Genomic DNA, 21,652 nt, shown 5'->3' on the forward strand with positions numbered 1-21,652 from the left:
GATATCTCCTTTGCCGGGATAAAAGTTATTCCTGTTCCTGGTATGCAACTCCTGTTGGATTAAACTCCTGCACTTCACCGCTGCCAAAGAGCGCCTGTTCGTCAAGTTCGAACTTCTTTACAGCATCGTCAGCCTTCTTCGTTGCTTCTTCCACTGATGCGTTTTCTGCCTGTTCTTCCCGAATCTGCTTTATATATTTACAATCATAGTCCAATTGTTTTGACAGATACAGCACACCGGCAAGCTTTAGAACATCACCGGTTTCGAAGGCAAGTTTTGCATTCTCCTCAATCTTCTCTTCGCGGTCAGCTCTTGGATATGTCTTTAGGAGATCCACAGCCATTAGGAAAAATGCTTCATCTACGTCGCAAAGACAATCAAACAAAAAGTCTATCCCTTCCAGATTTTTGGGATGGCCTAAAGCCCTGAGAAGCTCTATTCCGTTACAAATGCTAAACTCATTTTTATAACTCTTAAAATCAAGATACTCTGATATAGCAACCTGCCCACGTTTTAAAAGTTCATAGGTCCTGTTTATCTCCTTCTTGGAAAGAACTCTTTCAAAAATCTCCTTGTTGATGCTTCCATCATCAAGAACCGGTACATAGTTTGGTGTCGCAATCTTATCTGCGTAGTTGCTGCTATTGTTTAATATGTTCTTTTCCCACAAATATCTAAGGTGTGCCCAATTAAGCTCGGATAAGCTGTGTGTAAAATTCCCTCCTAAATAAAGAGAATTTCTATACTCTTTTTCTGCTCCGTCAGGCATATCTTCATGGTATGCTCCTCTTTCTTTAAAGAACTTCTCCAATTCCCTATAAACGAACGGAAGCCTTGCAGCCATCGGAAGTTTAATGGTTACACCATCGATAGTATATAGTTTATTATTGTTTTTGCTATATCCGCAGATCAGATCTATAGGAAGATATCCGCCAAGAATACGCACCCACTTGTCGGTGCTGCTAACAAAAATATGAGATGCCTTTTTTCCATCCTTGAAAACATATTGGTGAAAAGAATCATTTTTTATAATATCTTTCACCTTTGGAGTTCCAAGAACCTTTCCGAAATGCGGAAACTCTCCATATTTCTCCACACTATATGCATTATATGAACGCGGATAAAGACGATCATTATTTGAAGTTCTTTTTTTACGAGGGAGCCTGCCTTTGTAATAAATCAAATACGTTGGTGCTAGTGAACATACGGGTAAAAGAATCCAAAGTGCAATATCTGTCAGGAGCTTTGAGCCGGTTAATTCTTCAATTCCCATGCACAAAAATATAGCCAGGAAAAAACCCATCGCTGTGCCACCAAGAAGCACTATTAGCGTAGCAAGTGATTGCAGCGTACGAAAAAGGATATTTCCGAACTTATCAAAAAACTTAAACATAATGCAACCTTCTTAACATAATTATTCTCATACAGTATAGACAAAGAAGTTGAAATACTTAATACACTACCACACCCATCACAGCAGCAAGGCAAATCAGTACTATCGGAGATATCCCGGACTTTCTAATTTTCCTTGAACCAAAGTAGACAGCAGCCAGAGCAGAGCATATCACGGCCGCTTTTAAATCCGGAGAAAAAAACGTTCCCTTAACAATAACGTTCTGAGCGATCATGCTGATCCCCATTGCCAGAATTATTCCCATAATACAAGGCTTCAATCCTCTTAGCACAGCCTGAGCATAGGGATTTTTTAACAACCTCTTGAACATGATCATTATAAGTATGATGATTACAAACGCAGGAAGAACTACTGAAAAAGTCGCGATCAAAGCCCCGGGAATTCCGGCTGTCATGCTGCCTACATACGTAGCCATGTTAACCATAATAGGTCCGGGAGTGCTTTCACTTACAGCAATCATATAGGCAAGCTGCTCATCATCAATCCATCCATAATGCAGAACCACATCCCTTATAAGCGGTATTGCCGCATACGCTCCGCCAAAAGAAAACAGCCCCACTTTCAGAAATCCAAGGAGAAGATCAATATATATCATAAGCTTCGTCCCTCCCTGTTCATATATTTACTTACACAGAAAGCCATAAGGCTGCAAATACCTGCAGCAAGCATTAACGTTATTGATGATATCTTTACTGAAAAAAGGTTTACGGACATCATAATTAAAAACGCCGCAATTAACACAAAAATCTGAAATGGTTTCTTTGGCATTTTCCTTATCATCTTAAGGGCCGCATCCAATATCAGTATTCCTACAGCTATCTTTATTCCTTTAAATGCGCTGGCAATCCATGCTATTTCAAGAAAGCTGTCAAGATAGAGCGAGATCAGATAAATAATAATAAAGGACGGAAGGATTACTCCGATTGTAGCGGCTATAGCTCCTATCATCCCCTGCTTCTTATATCCTACATAAGTAGCACAGTTTATCGCTATCGGACCGGGCGTTGATTCAGCGATAACTGTAATGTCCATCATCTCATCATGGCTGATCCACTTTTTCTTCTCCACACAGATATCCTGTATAAGTGAGATCATGGCATAGCCACCACCAAAAGTAAAAAGCCCTATTCTTAAAAAAGTGAAAAAAAGTTCAATGGCCATCATACCCTCCATCTTCACTTCTGAGATTATATTTCCATCTAAATATCGCCACGCCGATAATAACTGCATATCCCAAGAATGATAATAGTGTTGGCAGTTCTCCGAGAAACAGTACTCCAAGAATTGCTGCAAATATTACCTGTGTATAATCAAATACTGAAATTTCCTTTGCCGGGGCAAACTTATATGCAGATGTTATGCCAAACTGTCCCACTGTCGCTGATAGCCCGGCCATAATCAGACATAGTAGCTGCCATGGTTTTAGCATGACAAAATCCATCGCAATAAAGGGAATCGTCACAAGAGTTGAGAACAGAGAAAAGCAGAATACAATTATGGGGGTTCGCTCCCCCTTTTTTCCTAATCTCCGAACAAAAACATATGCCGTTCCCGCACCGAAGCCTCCATACAAACCTATAAGTGCAGGCACAAGCTGCATATTGCTACCGGATGGTCTAACTATTAACATCGCACCAAAAAATGCAATTATGACTGCCAAAATATCTACCTTTTTCGGTTTCTCCCTAAGTATTGGAATCGAAATCAAAATTGCGAAAAACGGAGATAGCTTATTCAGCATATTTGCATCCGCTATATTCAGCTTATCAATTGCATAAAAATTTGCTATAAGACCACTTGTGCCAAACAGACATCTGAAGAAAATATCCCCCGCACAGTTTTTCTTTATCCTGATTTTTTCTCCTGATCTAATGAGCAAAAAAAGCGATACAACAATGGCAACAGCATTTCTGAAAAATGCCTTCTCCATAGTCGGAACATCTCCTGATATTCTCACAAAGAAAGTCATCAGTGAAAATCCCAACGCCGCAAACAAAATGCAGATAATACCTTTTGATTTATTACTAATTGCCCCAAACTTCATTTTCTTTTCTATTTCATCCTTTGATATTAGCGCGCTGCCATAAATTACAATACAGTAACTACAAAAGGCTGGCAATAACGCCAGCCTCGTTTCTTATTATCTATTTTTGTACTCCTCAAGCATCTTCTGATAAAAATCCTCATCCTTAGTTGCCTTCTCAACATCTGCGCCTCTTCCTAAGCTAAAAAGCCAACTATAAACATCTTGTATTTCTTCTCTTTCCTCGGCTTTTCCCTCTGCTTTTCCCTTTGCAACAATTTCATCTAATACTGTACACATATTGTGATTCTCCTTCTTTTTAACATCCTCTGCCACTTCTACAAATCTCCTGTCATCGGTCAGTGCTGACATTAATCCCAGCAGCTCTGATACATGTTTAATTTTGTCCGTCGGAGGAATATATTTACCCGTCTTCCTCATCTGAACAAAATAGTCTGCTACAAACCAAAAATCACTCTTAAACTTCGAAACCTGCTCATCAGTCAGATATGCTATTTCAAACAGATTTATAGGATAATCAGGTACGAAAGGCCTTAGCCTGTCCGGTACCTTCACCCTCTCGTATATACTTTTTGCCGCCGTCCATCTCTTCTTATACCCAAAGTATAACACAATAGTGGCAACCGCAAATCTTGAATCGTTATTTTGTGGAGAGAACTGACTCCTATATGCTGCACCGTCATAGCTAAGTACTCTGAGCGGCATATCCGCATCCTCGGTTGTCTCATTTTCAAATCCAACCTTCGCAATATGCAGCATGTTATTATCCCAATACTTTACCACATCCCTCTCTTGCTCCCGTATTTTCCCATTAGCAGTATAATTGCTGTACGGATTTGATTCTGAAAGAGCGTCTTCCGTGATCACACTATCCCCATCGAACAACAGCGCATTCACCATATCAGCAAAAACATCGTTCAGCTCCTCCAGTGTTTTTTCAGTCATGTCTTTTTCGGCCATTCTACATTTCTCCTACTATTACTTTCTATCCCCCTCAGCAATATACTCAGAATACTCTCTGACGTGTACTATAACTCGTACAGCAATGCAGAAATTATTATTGACTAAACAGGACCGTATAAGCTGTGATAAGATTATCCTGGTCGATTTAAAAGATAAATACATATCAGGCAGGTAAATCATGAATTACAGACTAATGGCAGAACAGGATTTGGCATACGTAGTAGAAAAGAACATTGAATACTATAACACGGTGGAAGATTGCTGTTGGACATATGAAAAGGCATACAAAAGAATCCACCAGGTACTTACTATGGAAGACTCCATGTGCATGGTTCAGATTGATGACAATAATTGCATTACCGGATATTTAATGGGTTACTTCAAGGAATTTGATGATATAAGAGGCTACTTTCTTGATGAGATTGTTATATTTAAGGGCTTTCAGGGAAAAGGATATGGTACCGACTTCCTAAAAATCCTGGAACAAGAAGTCCGTAAAAATGGCGCTTCTATCATAGAACTAAACAGTGTGAACGATGAGAAACACAAACATTTTTATTCAAAATTGTCTTATTATGAGACCAAAAATTTCGTAATGATGGGGAAATTTTTGGAAGAGTAAATTAAATCCTTGGCTTTATCATATTCCCGAGCATTTCGAGAGCTTTCTTATAAGACTCTGCCATGCTGCCGGGATCCTTTATCTCAATTCCGCGAGCTGTCAGTTTGGCACCATCAAGAGTTTTGGCAATAAGAAGAGTGTCTTTTTCCGGTAACTGATGCTCATCGCAGTATCGGAGCACTGCATCTGAAACGGCATCCTCTTTTGTCAATCGCAGTTCATATTCAAAGATTTCTCTGTGAGCATCTACCCACTCTGCATCAGCTTCTGACGAGATAATCAGAATAATCTTGGAATGAAATCTTTGCTTGTACATTTGAATCTGTTTTGTGAGTATATCTCTGTCAGCATTACCGTAGCAGACAAAGATATACGAATACTTATTATTACTCATAATATTCCTTTATATCTTCTATTACATATATACTCGAATTTGTGCAATTTAAATCAAGATACATAAAATCTGAAAAATAAGGTATTCCCGTTAAGCCATGCACTACCTGAATTACAGTTCGTGAAGATGTCTTTGTTAAAATCAGGTGATTGGTACCAGCTTCCTTCGATATCCTGCTGCCGGAGCTCAAGAAGATTAAATTCCGGGGTTCCCTCATCCCAATCGTAAGAAGATGCATATTTTTCAGCAGCTTCATCCGTAAGGGTCACATATCCCTGAACTGTATAATCTGTGGAATCCGGAAGCCATCCTTCTCCTGTTCCCATTTTGAGCGATTCAAAATTAACAGCCGTAGCACCTTCGAGATTGCCCATTCGATTTTCTACCATATCAAGGTTTGATCTGACCTCACAGGATGATACAGGACCAAAGGCACTTTCTTTATATGACTGCTTAGGTTCATTACCTTTACAGCCTATTATTGACAGAGCCAGCGTGACTATAAGTACAAGTAGCCTTTTCCCAAATAGTTTGCTCTTCATTTATACGTTTCCTCCATGTTCTCCTCTCCCCCTGAGGAATGATTATAGCAAAGCCGTTCTTATAAGGACAATATATGCTGTTACACTAACTATAAAAGGCTGGCAAAACGCCAGCCCTGTTTCATATTATCTATTTTTATATTCCTCAAGCATCTTCTGATAATAATCCTCGTCCTTAGTTGCCTTCTCAACATCTGCGCCTCTTCCCATACTAAAAAGCCAACTATAAACATCTTGTATTTCTTCTTTTCCTTTTGCCACAATTTCATCTAATACTGTACACATATTGTGATTCTCCTTCTTTTTAACATCCTCTGCCACTTCTACAAATCTCCTATCATCGGTCAGTGCTGACATAAGTCCCAGCAGCTCTGATACATGTTTAATTTTGTCCGTCGGAGGAATATATTTACCCGTCTTCCTCATTTGGCCAAAATAGTCTGCAACAAACCAAAAATCACTCTTAAACTTTGAAACCTGCTCATCAGTCAGATATGCTATTTCAAACAGATTGATTGGATAATCAGGTACGAACGGCCTTAGCCTATCCGGTACCTCGACCCTCTCATATATACTTTTTGCTGCCGTCCATCTCTTCTTATACCCAAAGTATAACACAATAGTAGTAACCGCATACCTGGAATCTTTATTTTGCGGTGAAAACTGGCTCCTATATGCTGCACCGTCATAGCTTAGTACTCTAAGTGGCATATCTGCATCCTCTGTGGTTTCGTTTTCAAATCCCACCTTCGCAATATGCAGCATGTTATTATCCCAATACTTTACCACATCCCTCTCTTGCTCCCGTATTTTCCCATTAGCAGTATAATTGCTGTACGGATTTGATTCTGAAAGAGCATCTTCCGTGATCACGCTATCCCCATCGAACAACAGCGCATTCACCATATCAGCAAAAACATCGTTCAACTCCTCCAGTGTTTTTTCAGTCATGTCTTTTTCGGCCATTCCATAATTCTCCTTGCATTACTTTCTATCCCCCTCAGCAATATACTCAGAATACTCTCTGACGTGTACTATAACTCGTACAGCAATGCAACGATTATTGATTATTGAGCGAAACGCTCTTTATTTGCACTCAATTATTTCATCCCACATCAAATTCAATCAAACCCAAATTGACATATAAATCCATAATGTATAAACTACTAAACGTTGTTTTAATTTTTTGTATTTATGGTTTATTCATTCTATTCAGTAGTTTATCTAATTTATTCAGTCTCTCATCTGATCAGATGCATAAATCAAGAGGAGGAAAAAGAAAAATGAAGTTAAAGAAGTTTTATGAGGGTTGTTGCTGTGCGCTCATGGCACTGAGTATTTTCACCGGTACCATCCAGCCTGTACATGCATCATCAGAGGGAGCACAAAAAGTTGCAAGTGCAATAATTGCATCTCCAGATTCATATGATAAGGACACAAAAAGTCCTCAATGGGAATATAGTGGAAAAGGTAACGGATATACTGAGAATTACCAGATAGCCTATATTGAAAAGGACAATAATTTGCATTTTTTCGGAGAATATAAAGGAGATGGCTATCAGCTGTCCTGTGTACTTCTGTATAGTATAAAAGATGAAAAGATAAAAAAATTTAACACTATATACCTAGATAATAACTCTTTCCCTATGCGTGATTTCTATGGAGATATTATCATCGACATGCCCAAATATAAATTTATGGATAAAGTTTCTTTTGTAGATCGGTATCCTAATGATAAGCATAGTATAGGTGCTGATAGCTTTAATGAACTTGGAAATGCTTTTGTAGAAACCTGCATGGACCGCTGGGAAAAAATGCTTCTTTCACACAACTGCAGTCTTACAGACATAGGCTTTGTAAATTTCTATGGTAAAGCAACTGAGCAGCCTGCTCCGGCTGAAACACAGGATACTCCCAAAACGCCTGCATCCACAGAGACTACTACCGCAGAGACTACTACCACGCAGCCTACTACATCTGCAGAAGTTCCTGTTGAAACAACTCCTGCTCCTGCCACTACAGAAAATAAAGAAGTAACTATTACTCAGGACAAGAACAAAATAAAGGCTTCCAAACTTAAGAAAAAGGCACAAAAAATCACTATCACAATAAATAACAACAGCTCAAAAGTACGTGTGAATAACAAGACTTCTAAGAAGCTGAAGAAATACATCTCATACAAGATCAAGAATTCTTCTGTCCTTGTCACACTTAAGAAAGGTGCTCCTAAAGGCACTTATAAACTCAATGTGTCAGCAGATAATCACAATGAGATTGTAAAAATAATCGTAAAATAATATATAAAAAATAGCGCCCATGCTCAAACACCAGCATGAGCGCTATTTATATATGCTTTTTCTTATTCCGGTGAAACCCCAAAATAAAATGCAAAATCCTCGGGGTTATATTCATGTCCGATGAAATTATTAACGTTGGAAGCCCATCTTTCCGCAGCTTTACCGGCATCTTCGCTAAATTTCTCAGTTGGAGCAACATATTGAAAGAAAATGCTGCAAAACTGCTCGTAGGTGCCGGGATAATAAATCTGAATTTGTTCGCCTTCGTCCGGATGAAGGTAAGCTAGCGAATAATCATATATCAGTTTAAGAGTACTTGGAAAATATACTATTTTAACATCTGAACTATTAAAAAGTGCAATTGGAATCTCAGTAAATCCCTCATGGATTACAACTATCTCCGCATCATAACTCATAATCAGTCCTTCCGGATCTGTTTTGTATGTAACCCCATCTATTACATAGGTTGTGAATATATCCATTCTATTACTATCACCTATAAAGTCAGTAAGAATAACGGTATCTCCGTCTATACGATATTTAAAACAGTCTATAGCGCCAGCCACGTAAGGAACTTTGTTATTATAAGGATTCGATATTTCAGGCTCTGAAACCAAATTATCAACATTTTCTTCGAAACTATCATTTATTAACGGCTTCATATCATCGTCTATTTCGTAAGAACCTGCATCATTCTCTTCATATTCCAAATATTCTGAAGAAGACTCTTTAGCTAATTTCTGCATATTTTCAGAATCTTCAAGGCTGTATGTATCTGCGTAATCATAATCCTGGTAATAATCCTGAGTATCTGCCGAATATTCTACAGGTTCGGTAATGCAATTTACAGCATGGCGAAAGGGAGGTACTGCAGCATAAAGTACACCCATAAATACAACTGCAGAAACAGCTCCTATAGCACACATTGCTAATCCATGTAAAAAATCTTCCATAAAAAACATAAAATCACATCCTTTTAACACACAGAATAACTGTTATTCATTATCTGCTTATGGATTCCATAAATGTATGATATGCAAGATAGTCTGCTGCGGCTGCCGTAATTCTTGAATTCTTATGTATGCTCTTCAGTAGGGCAGTTTGCTCGAATTGAACTCGTTCCTGCTCAAATAAATTGAGGCATTCTTTCAAAGTATCTGCTCTTCCGCATTCTATATAATCAATGAGTTGATCAACAATAAATGGGCTAGCATATCTAAAGGCAACAGCTTTATTCGTTGAATTATAGATTTTCGCCAGTTTGGCAGTATATTCTTTTTCTATCTTGGCTTTTTCAACCTTAAGCTTTTCTACTTTTTTTAACTTCTTTTTTCCACTTTGAATAAGTATCCCAATAGGTACCCCAACTAGAAGAATAAGAGTTATCCATGCAATAAGATTGCTTTCTATACCTACTATTTCATAAAAGAAACCAAAAAAGCATATAGCCGATAATATACCCATTGGTATAGCAAAACATAACAGTTCCCAAGCAAAGCCAAATGACAAAAGAAAACCATTTTTTTCTAACGCCAATTTAGTCTCCATCCCTGTTATTCGGTTAGCCATCTCCTGATAGACTTTTCGAGTCCCGTTATATTTCGCCAAAAAAGTTTTTAATTTTCTAAGATCTTCACCCATAATTCTGCCACCCCTCAAAGGTATTTCAATAGTAACTGTTAATAAATATATACATAGTGATCTATCAGATATGTCCCATCATCAAGCTGCTGATACTGGCAATAAGGGAAGGAAAATACTCCGCCAAAAGCAGCTTCGCAATCATTCAGATATCCTGCTTCGTATCCGTCATTATAGAAATCTTCAAGCCAGGTATTAAATAAGGATTCCGAAATTACAAGCTGGAAATGAGCATAACCATCACTACTATTGTAGTTGGCATAGGTCTGATCTCTGCAAGCTGCGTAATAATCTGCCAGACTACTAATTGCATCGCCGTTTGCTACTCCGTAGTCCTCAGATGAGCTTCCTTCGAGTCCTGAATACTTACTTCCATTGCAAGGAGGAAGATAAACAGAGTTGCCGGTTCTTGTGTGCATAGAATTATCGCTGTCTGATAAATTAAAATAATCGTAAGTGGTCGGATCCTGATCATCCCAGGTAACATCAACGTTGTAATATTCTCCGTCCAATCTGATTATGTTCCAACCATGGCGTTCAGTTGCTCCCCACCCGACACATAGATAGGTTGGTACGCCCAACCTCTGCATTAAGTATTGGAATGCTTTTGCGTATCCTGCGCATACTGTATAATCCCTTACAATCGAACTATATGCACTCTGATCCAAGGGATTAAACTTGTAATACAATTTGTCCGCAAGGTAATCATGAATATATTTCTCATTTTCATAATCACTGGAAAGGCCTGTAGCGCCTGCCAAAATCTGGTCTGCATCAGCTTCAAATTCTGATCTCGCAGCATCAAAATCGCCTAACTGATCGTAGAAACTCAGTTCCAGTTTTATCACTGAGCCGTTATAGTCATACTCGGTATAAAATGTTGTATCCAGCCAGAACAGCTGCGGATGATCATAGGTTACGCTTGAAACTATGGTCTGAATCTCAGATATATTTGTTTCTCTTATTGGCTTAAATGCAGAGTTGTATTCCATAGTATTAGCATAAACCTGCCTATAGATAGCTTTCTGATCCTCGTTAAGAAATTGATAATAAGGATAGTAAGTCGCATCAAAATCCAGCCCTTCTCCGGTCGCTCCATATCCAACAGCTTCCTCTATCTGCCTGGCTTCCTGCTCAGAGTCTACGGTAATAATATCCGGATCCGGATCCACATAGCGGCTCTTACCAACTATGTTGTCGGGGACATCAAAATTATCCGGAACAGTAGCATTATTGGGAATGACTGAATTATCGGGCAGATTAAAGTTATTGGCATTATTGTTCTGTGGTTGTTGCTGCGGAGTAGATGTCCCGTCATTGCTGTCTGTGTCAGAAACATTCAGCGGTTTATAGACGATGCCGTCATCCTCTTCACCGGATGGGTTGGAAACAGTCGAAACAGCAGCATCACTATCCGGGGTAGAAGCATTATCCGGATCTCTGACTACTGTCTCATCCGTATCCGATGATCCCGGGTTAAGCGGCCTGGTATCCACGCCGTTATAGCCATTATCATCGTCATTGTTCTGCCAAGCCACAGCGGTGTTTTGCTGAGGCTGCTGAGGAGTGTTATTGGGTTTGGTATATCTGAGAGTTTCTCCAACGATATTAGAAAGTTCAGGATTTATGGCAAAAAGCAAAATGAGCATCACAATTGCCATAATCGCACCAAGAATACCGAAGGCTATACCTTCAGCAACTTTAAGCGGTGAAATATCAGAAATAGATTCTTTGATTTTTCCTAAATCCGGTTTCGATAACTTTTTCATTGCTAATACATCCTTGTATACATGCAATTTAACCAAACAAAAAAGGGACTTCCGTCCCCAAGTTCAGTATAGCACTGTCAAATCTGTATGTTACATATTTTATATAATTTTCATTTAAAAATTATTGATTATAAATATAGCCCACTTTACAATAAATATGCACAATGTGATTGTTTTCGCTAAGGAGGGCGCCTATGAAAGCATTTAAACGGATTGTAACCTTTTCACTTGTGCTGACTTTACTGCTTGGTAATAAGGCATTATGTGTTAAAGCAGCAAGAGACACTTCTTTAACTGAGGGAATTACAGTACTCAAGGAATACTACTACAGGGATATCCTGGGCGGATTAAATATTGTCGCAGTATGCGAGAACACAGTTGGCAAAGACTGCGAAGTTTCCTGGGAACTGTATACATTGGATTCGGATGGAGAAATACTTGAGACAAGTAATTCATTTTCCACATGTGTGAATGCCGGGCAGAAATTCGTCCTGACAGGATATTTCTTAGAATCCGAGCAGGCAAAATCATTCAAATACTATATACATGTTGATGATCTATTTATAAACACCCCTATGCATGATTCCGTGACATTAACAGATAAAGTTGCAAAAAACGGAAAGATCATTCTGACTGCCACCAACAACAGTAATGAAGAATTATTTACGATCCATGCTCATATTTTATATTTTGATGCAAATAAGCAATTGATCAAGCATGAGGATGTATATCTGGTCAATAACGACTACATAGTAAATCCCGGCGAAACGATTACAAAGGATAACATGTTCTCCCAAGACGCAAGTAGTTATGCGGTATTCTATGAAGCTTATAAGATTGGGTAGATTCGATCGGAAAGTCTGTGAATAATAAAAAATACTGCATCATACTTTATATGTAGCAAGTTTTTATGTGAAGTAATAATACACACGAAATAAAATTGTGTGTATTATTACTTCTTTTTTACCTTTATACTTCTTGTGCTTTTTTGAGAAGCCTATAAGGATATTAAGTGGTACACTAGAAACAAAATATAACAAAATCGAGGTGTATAAAACATGGAACAAAACAACACAAATGAGGATTCTGGCCAGACTAAAAGAAATACGCGATCTATCATTTTGATTCTCATAGCCATAGTTATTGTTTTAGCAGGCGGTGCCTGTGGATATTGGTACTTTGCGAAGGAAATGCCATATAACATAGCCATCAAAAATCTTGAAAATGGAGATTTTTCTACTGCTCGTAATACATTTACCCAATTGGCCCCCTACAAGGATAGCCAAAATTACATTGAGAAATCATATTACGAAGAAGCATCATCATCTTATGATAACGGCGATTACCAAACAGCAATAGATATTTTAGTTCAACATTCAACAACTGATGAAGCAAAAAAATTGCTTGAAGATGCCTATTGCAAAAAAGCAGAGGATTTATGTAATAATAAAGATTTTGAAAGTGCAATAGACATCCTAGAAAATCAAGTATCCTCAGATACTGCAGACAAATTATTGGAAACAGTCTATTACAAGCAAGCTGATGACTACTTTGAAAAAGGCCAATATATAAAGGCTGAGGAAATATTAAAAGATAACGCTAATACAGAAGATGCAAAAGCATTACTTGAAAAGATTCAGAAAAATATTCGCTATGAAGCTGCCAAAGATAAACTTGCTGAAGCAAATAATGATTTAGCAATAAGAGCCACTGGTCTATGCACGTTATCTGAAGATAAAACTCGCCTAGAGTTATATCAGGGATCTGAAGATCCAACAATTACCGGTATTGCTATGCGATTAGTTTTTGATAAATTAAATCTTCCTGTATCCATTATGAATGATATGTTGAATGTATCAACAGCATTATTCGGAGGAAGCGGAGAAAGTACCTCCGGAGATTACAAGGTTGCATGGTCATACTTTGACGGTGTCCATTTAGAAATATCTGTTCTGTCAATCGACGAAATGAAATAATATATAATAAAGCTACTATTTAGAGTAATGCATTAAATAAAAAGGCATATCGACATGAACTCGTCGATATGCCTTTAATTTATTTTTTCTTCACGTTTATTATTATCTTCTACCGGTGAAATAACATTCCACATGGTCAAAGCTATTATATGTATCTAACTGCTTGTTTATGGTCGCTCCTGGTTTTATTTCACTATCGTCATCGGTTATGTATGCACTTTCATACCCAACAATATTATTATTTGCATCGAAGAATAATGCGTACGCCTGAACAAATTGAGCCGCTTTATCACCTGTGTTCGTAACGGAAACTACTACATTTGAATCATTAATATTCTGAACAACTTCAAGATCACTTAGTACAGACTCATAGTAATCACTTTCTGAGTAGGACACGTTATAATCAACATGATCAATATTTTTTACGGAATCAAAATAGAAATAAGCTATTGATTCTTCGCCTGGTCCTATAACATCTATCGAGCAGTCAGCAGCACCTATAACATTTTCAGATGAATCAAAAGCAGTAGCATTACTAGATATCTTCGCTTCTTTATCAGAATTATTCTTTACAATCAAGAAATAAAGGGTATCTCCTATGCTGTTTTCATACGGATACTCTGTAATGGAAAAATCCTGTTCTGATAATCCGGCGGAAGCAACAGAAGAACTTCCTGTAGACCTTCCTGTCAGATAGCATTCAACATGATCAAAATCCTGATAGCAATCTAGCTGAGCAGATATTGTAGCGCCAGGCTTTATCATGCTATCGTCATCAGTAATATAGCTACTCGAATATGAAATAATATTTCCTTCAGCATTGCAAAATAGTGCATATGCCTGAACAAATTCAGCATCAACACTTCCTGTATTTGTAGCCAAAAGTGTTAGATTTCTGTCATTAATTGTTTGTTCTAGAGAAATATTACTAATGATAGGTGTGTATCTGGTAGATGTCTCATACGTGAGATCGTAATCTACATGATCAACATCTTTCACAGAATCAAAGTAAAAATATAATATACTGGTTTCTCCAGGACCAAGAATATCGATACTACCACTACCTTCTCCAATTACATTATCTGAAGAATCCTTTGCTAATCCTGAGCCATCAACAAATACATTCGAATTTGAATTATTCTTAACCGTCACAAAATATAATGTATCCCCAATTGTGTTCTCAAAAATTTTCCCTGAAACATCGAAATCAGCATCAGAGACTTCTTCTGCAACTTGCCGGTTGTCAACAACAGTATTATTTGACTTTTCAGAATCATGATTTGTGGTATCTTCATTTTTTGAGTCCCTGTTATCTACTACTTTATTTTCTGCAGATTCACTTGAATAACTTACTGTACTCGATGACGAACCACAAGCTGTTAGCACAAGCGCTATTGCCAATAATAATGTTGCTCTTTTCTTCATTCTTCAGATCTCCTTATAGATTTTTCAGTTTTCTAGATACCAATAAAAAACCAACCCCTGACAGAAGTGCTGATATGGCGCCAACAATACAGGCAACGCCAATATCTCCAAACATCATCATTCCCATAATGATTCCTAACACTCCAACAATAATGAGCAAAATACCGATTACTTTCATGTTTAGCCTCCTTTACTTTCCAGATAACTTCTTTCCAAATGTTATGTCCGTTTTGTAGATATACTTAAAATACACGTCTTTACTTCTATCTGTTTCCTTGTAATTTGCTGTAATGCCAGAAGTAGTTAATTTAACAGTAGTATAATCATCTATTTTCACTGATCCCAATGAAGATGACATATCTTCAGTAAACGATATTCCACGCATAGCACTTTTCACCCCTGAACTAATTGATGAATATTCAGTATATGTATAAATGCTCCCCTTGAGTTCAACTGTGTATTTTCCATCGCCTTTTCTCTTGCATTCAATTGTTATATCTTCTTCTCCCTCTTCAAACTCGTGATACCACCAATAATCATAATAAGATCCTGATTGTGTAACTCTAGCCTCTCCACCAGTACATGCCCATCTACCTGCCAAAGCTTCGAAGGGTTCTGCCGCTTTCAACTCAGCCTCTACTGTCTGCTTCGTTACCCCTTCATATTCAATATCATCTTTTACATTTTCAAAATCCTTATGTGCCTGTTCAAATTTTCCGTTATCCAAGTCCTCTAAAACCACAAGCAAGTTGCAATAATCTACATATTGATCTGTATCCTTGTATCCAGGTGACTTTTTGAAACTTCCTCGCGCACTGGTATAATTCTTTTTTTCAAAGAAATCCTTACCTCGATTATAAGCAAGTTCAACAACCTTATCCTTAGCATCAAGAATATCTCCTGCTTTTTCAAATTTTTCAATAGCCCTAAACGTGTCACCACCTCGAGAGAGTATATCCTGTCCTTCAGCATAAAGAATATACTTACTTGTCAGTGTCATAGGGATTTCAACCGTATTGTAAATATCTAATGCTGTTTTATACTCCCCAGCCTCTACTAACTTATCAATAGCAGAAACAAATTTTGATTTCGTATCATCATCTGTTCCAGCTTTAGCATAGTTCTCAGCAGTTGCCTCGTATTCGCCATTCTCAAAAGCCTTGTCTCCAATTAGTAAATATATATCAGTAATCTGATCTGCAGAATCTTTATAATCCTCAAGGCTTGTGAAAATTTCTATTGCGGTTTCATATTTTTCTTCATCTTTTGCTTTTAATCCTAACTGATAGTTGCATTCATTGATTTTCTCTGCCTGATCTTCATAACCTTCAGCTTTGGAAAGTTCCTTCAATGCATTCGTATAGTCGCCACTCTCCATCATGCTCATAGCATCTCTGAAATGAAGAGCCTTCTGCGTTGTTTCACACTTCTTTACCGCATCATTATATTCACCGGCTTTTTCATAAAACTCTATTGCTTTTTCGTAATTGCCTTCTGCAAGGAAGGCTTCCGCTTTGTTATATTTTGTTGATGGTTTGGACTCATATGAGATATATACACATACTCCACCTATCACACACATTACGAGTATCGCAGCAATAACTCCTATTATTACTTTCTTGTTAGAAGGTTCCTTTTCTTTAACTTTTGATTCACTAGGCTCTTTTAATGGCGCTCCACATTTGGGACAAAAAACACTACTATCATCAACCTCGTTTTTACATTTTGGACATATCATAAGTTATTCCTCCAAATGATTAACAGCTTTGATTTATACCTCTAATGTTCATGCATCCTGCTTTTCTTCTATCAGCTCTATTTCATCAAGTTTATCCTGTTCAAATAATGAATTAATTCTTGCCACAGCTTCTTTATCAAGCTTGTATCCTTTGTCCATAGATTTTTCTATGATCTCTCTACCCATGTTTTTAGCCAATTTCTCGAGTTTATCGTCATCGTCATCATAAGATTTATATTCTTCCTTAGCTAAGTCTGATACACTGCAAAAATACTCCCATTCATTATTTTTATTTTTAGAAAATAGCCAATAACTGCTTACTCGCGCTCCGAAACCATTTTTACCACTCAGCTGCAGAACAATGTTTTTGTTTTCTTCATCATAATATGCATCATTTAAAACAAAAGAGCTTCTGTCTTTTAACAGGGATACTGCATATGCACTTTCAACTGCTACGACATTCTCAGCAATTACTCTGAGTTTTTGCTCATCTGTCTCAGCCATTTCATAGGCATCCTTATATTGAGACTTAAGCATATTTCCTTCAAACTTATTCAAAACCTTAATCGTAATCGTGTCTGCTTTTTTCTTTCTAGAAACACTGACAGTACACTCGCCCTCCCCTACTGCAAGTATTTTACCGTCAGCATCAACTTGCGCAACTGCGGAGTCTGAAGTCTCCCATTTAACTTTTTTCCCTTGTTCTGTCTCTGGGATTATTTTGTACGATACATATCCAGATTCATCGATAACTAAAGACATCGTCTTTTTATCCAATGTAATATTGGTTACAGAAGAAGAATTAAAAATTAGAACTGCAGAAACTACCATTACAAAAATAACAGCACACGCTATGATAGGTATTATTATTTTATGACTAATCCCTGTCCCACTTTTATCATGTACAACAGGTGCACCAGCCTTTTGACCGCATTTAGGACAGAAATCTTGCCCATCAAGTAACTCAGCTCCACACTTAGCACAAAATCTTTTTTCACCAGGCAAGGCTACTGGTGCGCCACATTTGGGACAAAATACATCTGTTTCGCTAATTGTAGCACCACACTTAGTGCAAACAATATTTTTATTTGAATATTGCTCAATTACAGCATCCTCTTTATTTTCTGTATCATTTACCATTTCATCACTCATAAATCCACCCGCCTATCACACAATTGATAATTACTGGCAAATCACATTTATATTTATGATTCAAGGTAAATAAATTATACATCATAGGTGTATTCGATAATTTGTTATTAAGGATATTTAATTTATCTTTAATCAAAACTTTATAAACAACAAATAAGAATAATTTTATCTTGGTTTTAGAGAGATTTAACTTGTTTTTGTAATAATAAAATCAGCGATATTATTGTCTGTTTATTCATATACCGTTATTCTGAAGGAGGTAGCCTATGCCATTTTGCACAAATTGTGGAAATGAAATATCTGAAGGAATCAAGTTTTGTCCGAATTGTGGTGCAGAAATCAATAATAGCCCCTCTACGCAACCCCCAAGTACAGCTACTCCATCTGACGTTAACCCAACCGTGTTGTCTCAAGTGCCCACGATCAATACTTATGTAGCTCCTGCTCAGCCACAAAAACAAGAAGAACCTACCTCAGCGCTGCAGAAATATGGAAAATACATTGGAATAATGCTTCTCATCCTAGCTATCATTGATTTTCACTCAGATCCACCGTTAGTTACGATAATACTTTCTGTATTCATCGTAATTGGTGCTATTTTTTGTTTGGGAAATAAATTTAAGCTAAAAGGATTTTCTATTGCAGCGTTTGCTATATCCGCCCTATGCTTAATACTTGGTTTTATACAAGCAAAGGAATTTGGAATACTGAAGACCCCATCATATGACGAGTATAAATCATCCTATTCAAAAATATTCAACTTGATGTCTGATAAAGGTGAATCCGAAGAGATAAGCCCCAGCGAAATAAGCACCAAAGATGAAGCACCGGAACAGATCACTTTTGGTGGTATAACATACACTATTCCTAATGGTTTCAAGAAAGATGAAATAGGCTCTGCCCCAGCCTATTCCTCTAGTGACAGTGCATTCATTATGTTGTATGAAGGCACTGCCGATTTAACTGATGCGCAATTCAAAGATATAGCTCCCGAAGGAATTGACAAGATGTTGACTGTTTTCCCAACTGATTCCTGTGAAGTAATTACAGAGAAGGAATCTAAAATCGCTGGTTGCTATTGTTTTACCAAAAAATATAAAGCTGTGCTTGAAGATACACCCGTTATTATGTACGTATCTTTTATCAACAATAAAGAAAAAAGTTGTTCTAGCTTAGTAATGTTCCTTGAATCTGAATCAAGCTCATCTGGCAGTAATAATAAGTACGATGACATTTTACTTAACGCAAAGCTCTCCAATGCAGAAAGTACGGTTACCACTGCAGCAAAAAAATCCAACGCTGAAGAAAACGATTCCAAGTCATCTTCAAAAGCAGCTGGCGTTGATCCTGACTTAAAGGCCTATCTGGACAGCTATGAAGACTATGTTGATGAATATTGTGATTTTATGGAAAAGTACTCCAAGAATCCTACTGATATGACCCTTCTCACAGAATACTATGAGATGCTTCAAAAAGTTCAGGATTTTGAAGCAAAAGTTTCTAACTATGATACAGAAACCATGTCAAAAGAAGATTTCAAGTATTATACAGAGGTAACCACTAGATGTACTAAGAAAATGCTTGATGCAGCTGCAAGTATGTACTAATTCTCAGCTTAATATGGATGGCTACTTCTAGACTTCTTCATATTGGACGAAGCCAAACCATATTTGGTGGCAAAGCATGAAAAGCCCAAAGAATGGCGCTAATAATACAATGACAGTTGTAGCTTTTCTCTCCCTTTGAGAGAAAGTCTACAACTGTTTTGCAAAAATTCTGTTATATCTTACCGTCTTACGCAACACCAAACAATCTCCAGCGATATTCTCATTTCACCGGTACACAATGCTTATCGTTTATATCACACACCTTCTGGACTCTTCTTCGGTACTTTTCTTCCATCAATGGTTCAGTGGTAAGCCACGTTTTCACAACTTCCATAGCCATGAGCCCACCAATTATTTTAGCTCCGAGACAAAGGATATTTGAATCTGTATGTTGCCTGGCAAGAGTAGCACATAACGGATCCTGACATACCGCGGCATAGCAACCGTTTATCTTATTTGCGATAAGGGCACTACCATACCCAACGCCATCACAAAAGATTCCTCTGTCACACTCACCCTTTGCTACCGCCAATGCAGCCGGATAAACAAAATCAGAAAGATCGCATGACTCCTCATCATACGTTCCAAAATCTTTCACTTCATTACCTTTAGAAAAATTGCCTTTATATCCATTATTTCTTTTTTCTATATTTTGTAAGCATAAATCATTTGATAAGGGATCTGGTAATACCTTGGAATATTCTCAGTATAAAAAATAGGGTGGTCAAAATATGACCACCCGGAATCTTTTCTCAGGAAAAATACTTTAATTCAAATTCATCGGCTATTCTTTTTATGTTTTCCGGAAGCTTTTCCAATAATATGTCTTTCAGCTCCGTGTTCTTAATATAACCGCAGTACGCCTCCGCTATGCTGCCGGTAATGCATGCAAGTGTATCTGTAAGCTTATTGAGCCTTGAATATGCAACTATCTTCGTATATGCACCTTCAAGTTCTCTGACATTTGATACAACCCCCGTAGCAATGTATTCCAGAACGTTGTCATCAACCTTAAGGGTATTTCCTTCCTGCAATCTGCGAAGTATAGCCATCCTGGTTTCATAATCAGGTGTTTGTATGTCAGATGTTAACCCCATTTCAAACCTGGATCTAAATCTCTCATCCAGATTTTCAATCTCTTTGGGATGACGGTCAGATGAAAGTACTATTTGTTTTCCTTCCTGATAAAGAGAATTAAATGTATGGAAGAACTCAAGCTGTGTACTGTTTTTTCCGACAATGAACTGCACGTCATCAACCATCAGAACATCAACATTCCGGTATTTATCACGGAGTTTTTCAGGTTCACCCTTCATGATGTGTTCAACCACCTCATTGGTAAATTCCTCGGATGTCACGTAAAGAACAGCCTTTTCAGGCGTATTATGCAGAATGTAATTACCTATCGCCTGTAACAAATGTGTCTTTCCCAAGCCGGGGCCACCATATAAAAATAGAGGATTATACGCATTCCCGGGATCCTCAGCTACTGCAACTGCCGCACTATAGGCAAACCTGTTGCTGTCACCAACAACAAAGCTTTCAAAGGTGAATTTGCTTTTCAGTCGGGATCCTTGTTGTATCCTATGTTCCTCATTTTTCTTCTCTCGGATGACAGTATTAGCAACATCGTCTGATATGATATACACGACCTGTAAGGAGTCAATCCCAATTAACTCGGAGATTGCAACCACAAAGAAAGCGTTGAAACGCTTGTTAATGTAGTCAATTGCCATCCTATTGTTGTGCGAAATTAAGATATACGCAGTTTCTGACTCGTACCTCTCAAATATCAGAGGTTCTATCCAGGTCCCATATACTATCTGAGACAGTCCGCATTCCCTACGGATTGTCTCTTTTATCTCATCCCAATGGCTCTTTATTTTTTCATCTAATAAACTATCTTCAGGCATCGTTTCCTCATTTCATCTCTAAAAAACGTCTGCCCCAATAATACAAAATAAGGTGGACAATATTTGCCCACCCTAAAAACTTTTCCCCACCACTGAAAAAAGCCGGCATACCGCCGGCTTTTCTCAGTGTCGCATCCCTTGGCTTAGGTGAAAAA

The 21,652-nt window shown here is 37.7% G+C and carries 22 protein-coding genes; 5 read left to right on the top strand and 17 right to left on the bottom strand.

Features of this window, described 5'->3' with window-relative positions; translation table 11 throughout:
- Positions 1 to 25: 25 nt before the first annotated feature.
- The 5 genes from G630_RS0111065 to G630_RS0111085 form a co-directional block, all read right to left on the bottom strand.
- The gene (locus G630_RS0111065; protein ID WP_026498594.1) at positions 26 to 1,393 is read right to left on the bottom strand and encodes a hypothetical protein; all 1,368 of its coding nucleotides are present in this window, start codon (positions 1,391 to 1,393) and stop codon (positions 26 to 28) included.
- A gap of 58 nt (positions 1,394 to 1,451) precedes the next feature.
- Positions 1,452 to 2,009: a chromate transporter gene (locus G630_RS0111070; RefSeq protein ID WP_026498595.1), complete on the bottom strand. Its 558-nt coding sequence runs from the start codon at positions 2,007 to 2,009 to the stop codon at positions 1,452 to 1,454.
- Positions 2,006 to 2,575, bottom strand: a complete 570-nt coding sequence (locus tag G630_RS0111075; protein WP_022762796.1) for a chromate transporter — start codon at positions 2,573 to 2,575, stop codon at positions 2,006 to 2,008. The genes G630_RS0111070 and G630_RS0111075 overlap by 4 nt, the downstream gene beginning before the upstream one ends.
- Positions 2,565 to 3,458 (bottom strand): DMT family transporter, encoded by an 894-nt coding sequence (locus G630_RS0111080; RefSeq protein ID WP_044959156.1) that lies wholly within the window; start codon positions 3,456 to 3,458, stop codon positions 2,565 to 2,567. Before G630_RS0111080 ends, G630_RS0111075 begins: the two co-directional genes overlap by 11 nt.
- Positions 3,459 to 3,554: 96 nt before the next feature.
- Positions 3,555 to 4,418, bottom strand: coding sequence for an Rpn family recombination-promoting nuclease/putative transposase (locus G630_RS0111085; RefSeq protein WP_026498598.1), 864 nt, complete (start codon positions 4,416 to 4,418; stop codon positions 3,555 to 3,557).
- Between the two features lie 181 nt (positions 4,419 to 4,599).
- Between G630_RS0111085 and G630_RS0111090 the strand changes: the two genes are divergently transcribed.
- Positions 4,600 to 5,043 carry a GNAT family N-acetyltransferase gene (locus tag G630_RS0111090; RefSeq protein WP_242829929.1) on the top strand — a complete coding sequence of 148 codons (444 nt, stop codon included), beginning with the start codon at positions 4,600 to 4,602 and terminating at the stop codon, positions 5,041 to 5,043.
- Position 5,044: 1 nt separating this feature from the next.
- On the opposite strand, the gene G630_RS0111095 is transcribed toward G630_RS0111090, so the two are convergent.
- The 3 genes from G630_RS0111095 to G630_RS0111105 all read right to left on the bottom strand — a co-directional run bounded on the left by G630_RS0111095 (position 5,045) and on the right by G630_RS0111105 (position 6,945).
- Positions 5,045 to 5,437 carry a hypothetical protein gene (locus tag G630_RS0111095; RefSeq protein ID WP_026498600.1) on the bottom strand — a complete coding sequence of 131 codons (393 nt, stop codon included), beginning with the start codon at positions 5,435 to 5,437 and terminating at the stop codon, positions 5,045 to 5,047.
- 53 nt (positions 5,438 to 5,490) lie between these two features.
- Positions 5,491 to 5,979 carry a hypothetical protein gene (locus G630_RS0111100; protein WP_026498601.1) on the bottom strand — a complete coding sequence of 163 codons (489 nt, stop codon included), beginning with the start codon at positions 5,977 to 5,979 and terminating at the stop codon, positions 5,491 to 5,493.
- 126 nt (positions 5,980 to 6,105) lie between these two features.
- Positions 6,106 to 6,945, bottom strand: a complete 840-nt coding sequence (locus G630_RS0111105) for an Rpn family recombination-promoting nuclease/putative transposase (protein WP_026498602.1) — start codon at positions 6,943 to 6,945, stop codon at positions 6,106 to 6,108.
- A gap of 317 nt (positions 6,946 to 7,262) precedes the next feature.
- Here G630_RS0111105 and G630_RS0111110 point away from each other — a divergent pair, with 317 nt between their 5' ends.
- Complete coding sequence (locus G630_RS0111110) at positions 7,263 to 8,276, top strand: hypothetical protein (RefSeq protein WP_026498603.1); 1,014 nt, start codon at positions 7,263 to 7,265, stop codon at positions 8,274 to 8,276.
- Positions 8,277 to 8,338: 62 nt separating this feature from the next.
- On the opposite strand, the gene G630_RS23600 is transcribed toward G630_RS0111110, so the two are convergent.
- The 3 genes from G630_RS23600 to G630_RS0111125 are packed head-to-tail and all read right to left on the bottom strand — an operon-like array spanning position 8,339 to position 11,686.
- Positions 8,339 to 9,229 (bottom strand): hypothetical protein, encoded by an 891-nt coding sequence (locus G630_RS23600; RefSeq protein ID WP_196805782.1) that lies wholly within the window; start codon positions 9,227 to 9,229, stop codon positions 8,339 to 8,341.
- 49 nt (positions 9,230 to 9,278) lie between these two features.
- Complete coding sequence (locus G630_RS0111120; RefSeq protein ID WP_026498604.1) at positions 9,279 to 9,917, bottom strand: hypothetical protein; 639 nt, start codon at positions 9,915 to 9,917, stop codon at positions 9,279 to 9,281.
- A gap of 38 nt (positions 9,918 to 9,955) precedes the next feature.
- Positions 9,956 to 11,686, bottom strand: a complete 1,731-nt coding sequence (locus G630_RS0111125; protein WP_026498605.1) for a transglutaminase domain-containing protein — start codon at positions 11,684 to 11,686, stop codon at positions 9,956 to 9,958.
- A 194-nt stretch (positions 11,687 to 11,880) separates the two neighbouring features.
- Here G630_RS0111125 and G630_RS0111130 point away from each other — a divergent pair, with 194 nt between their 5' ends.
- Positions 11,881 to 12,531 (top strand): hypothetical protein, encoded by a 651-nt coding sequence (locus G630_RS0111130; protein WP_026498606.1) that lies wholly within the window; start codon positions 11,881 to 11,883, stop codon positions 12,529 to 12,531.
- 213 nt (positions 12,532 to 12,744) lie between these two features.
- A complete protein-coding gene (locus tag G630_RS0111135) occupies positions 12,745 to 13,662 on the top strand; it encodes a hypothetical protein (protein ID WP_026498607.1) in 918 nt (305 codons plus the stop codon).
- A 102-nt stretch (positions 13,663 to 13,764) separates the two neighbouring features.
- On the opposite strand, the gene G630_RS0111140 is transcribed toward G630_RS0111135, so the two are convergent.
- From G630_RS0111140 to G630_RS0111155, 4 genes are read right to left on the bottom strand one after another with little or no spacing between them, the layout of a single operon-like run.
- Positions 13,765 to 15,087, bottom strand: a complete 1,323-nt coding sequence (locus G630_RS0111140; RefSeq protein WP_026498608.1) for a hypothetical protein — start codon at positions 15,085 to 15,087, stop codon at positions 13,765 to 13,767.
- A gap of 13 nt (positions 15,088 to 15,100) precedes the next feature.
- On the bottom strand, positions 15,101 to 15,265 hold the full coding sequence (locus G630_RS25055; RefSeq protein ID WP_196805783.1) for a hypothetical protein: 165 nt from the start codon (positions 15,263 to 15,265) through the stop codon (positions 15,101 to 15,103).
- 12 nt (positions 15,266 to 15,277) lie between these two features.
- Positions 15,278 to 16,825 carry a zinc-ribbon domain-containing protein gene (locus G630_RS0111150; protein ID WP_026498609.1) on the bottom strand — a complete coding sequence of 516 codons (1,548 nt, stop codon included), beginning with the start codon at positions 16,823 to 16,825 and terminating at the stop codon, positions 15,278 to 15,280.
- A gap of 48 nt (positions 16,826 to 16,873) precedes the next feature.
- Entirely contained in the window at positions 16,874 to 17,977 is a 1,104-nt protein-coding gene (locus G630_RS0111155) for a zinc-ribbon domain-containing protein (protein WP_026498610.1), read from the bottom strand.
- Positions 17,978 to 18,243: 266 nt separating this feature from the next.
- Here G630_RS0111155 and G630_RS0111160 point away from each other — a divergent pair, with 266 nt between their 5' ends.
- On the top strand, positions 18,244 to 19,584 hold the full coding sequence (locus tag G630_RS0111160) for a zinc ribbon domain-containing protein (RefSeq protein WP_081667882.1): 1,341 nt from the start codon (positions 18,244 to 18,246) through the stop codon (positions 19,582 to 19,584).
- Between the two features lie 220 nt (positions 19,585 to 19,804).
- Here the strand turns inward: G630_RS0111160 and G630_RS21570 are convergent, their stop codons facing one another.
- Both G630_RS21570 and dnaA read right to left on the bottom strand, forming a co-directional pair.
- The gene (locus G630_RS21570) at positions 19,805 to 20,182 is read right to left on the bottom strand and encodes an RpiB/LacA/LacB family sugar-phosphate isomerase (RefSeq protein WP_242829930.1); all 378 of its coding nucleotides are present in this window, start codon (positions 20,180 to 20,182) and stop codon (positions 19,805 to 19,807) included.
- Positions 20,183 to 20,336: 154 nt separating this feature from the next.
- A complete protein-coding gene (gene dnaA / locus G630_RS21575) occupies positions 20,337 to 21,497 on the bottom strand; it encodes a chromosomal replication initiator protein DnaA (RefSeq protein WP_049946178.1) in 1,161 nt (386 codons plus the stop codon).
- Positions 21,498 to 21,652: the final 155 nt, after the last annotated feature.

The sequence above is a fragment of the Butyrivibrio sp. WCD2001 genome (assembly GCF_000424485.1).
GTDB lineage: Bacteria > Bacillota > Clostridia > Lachnospirales > Lachnospiraceae > Butyrivibrio.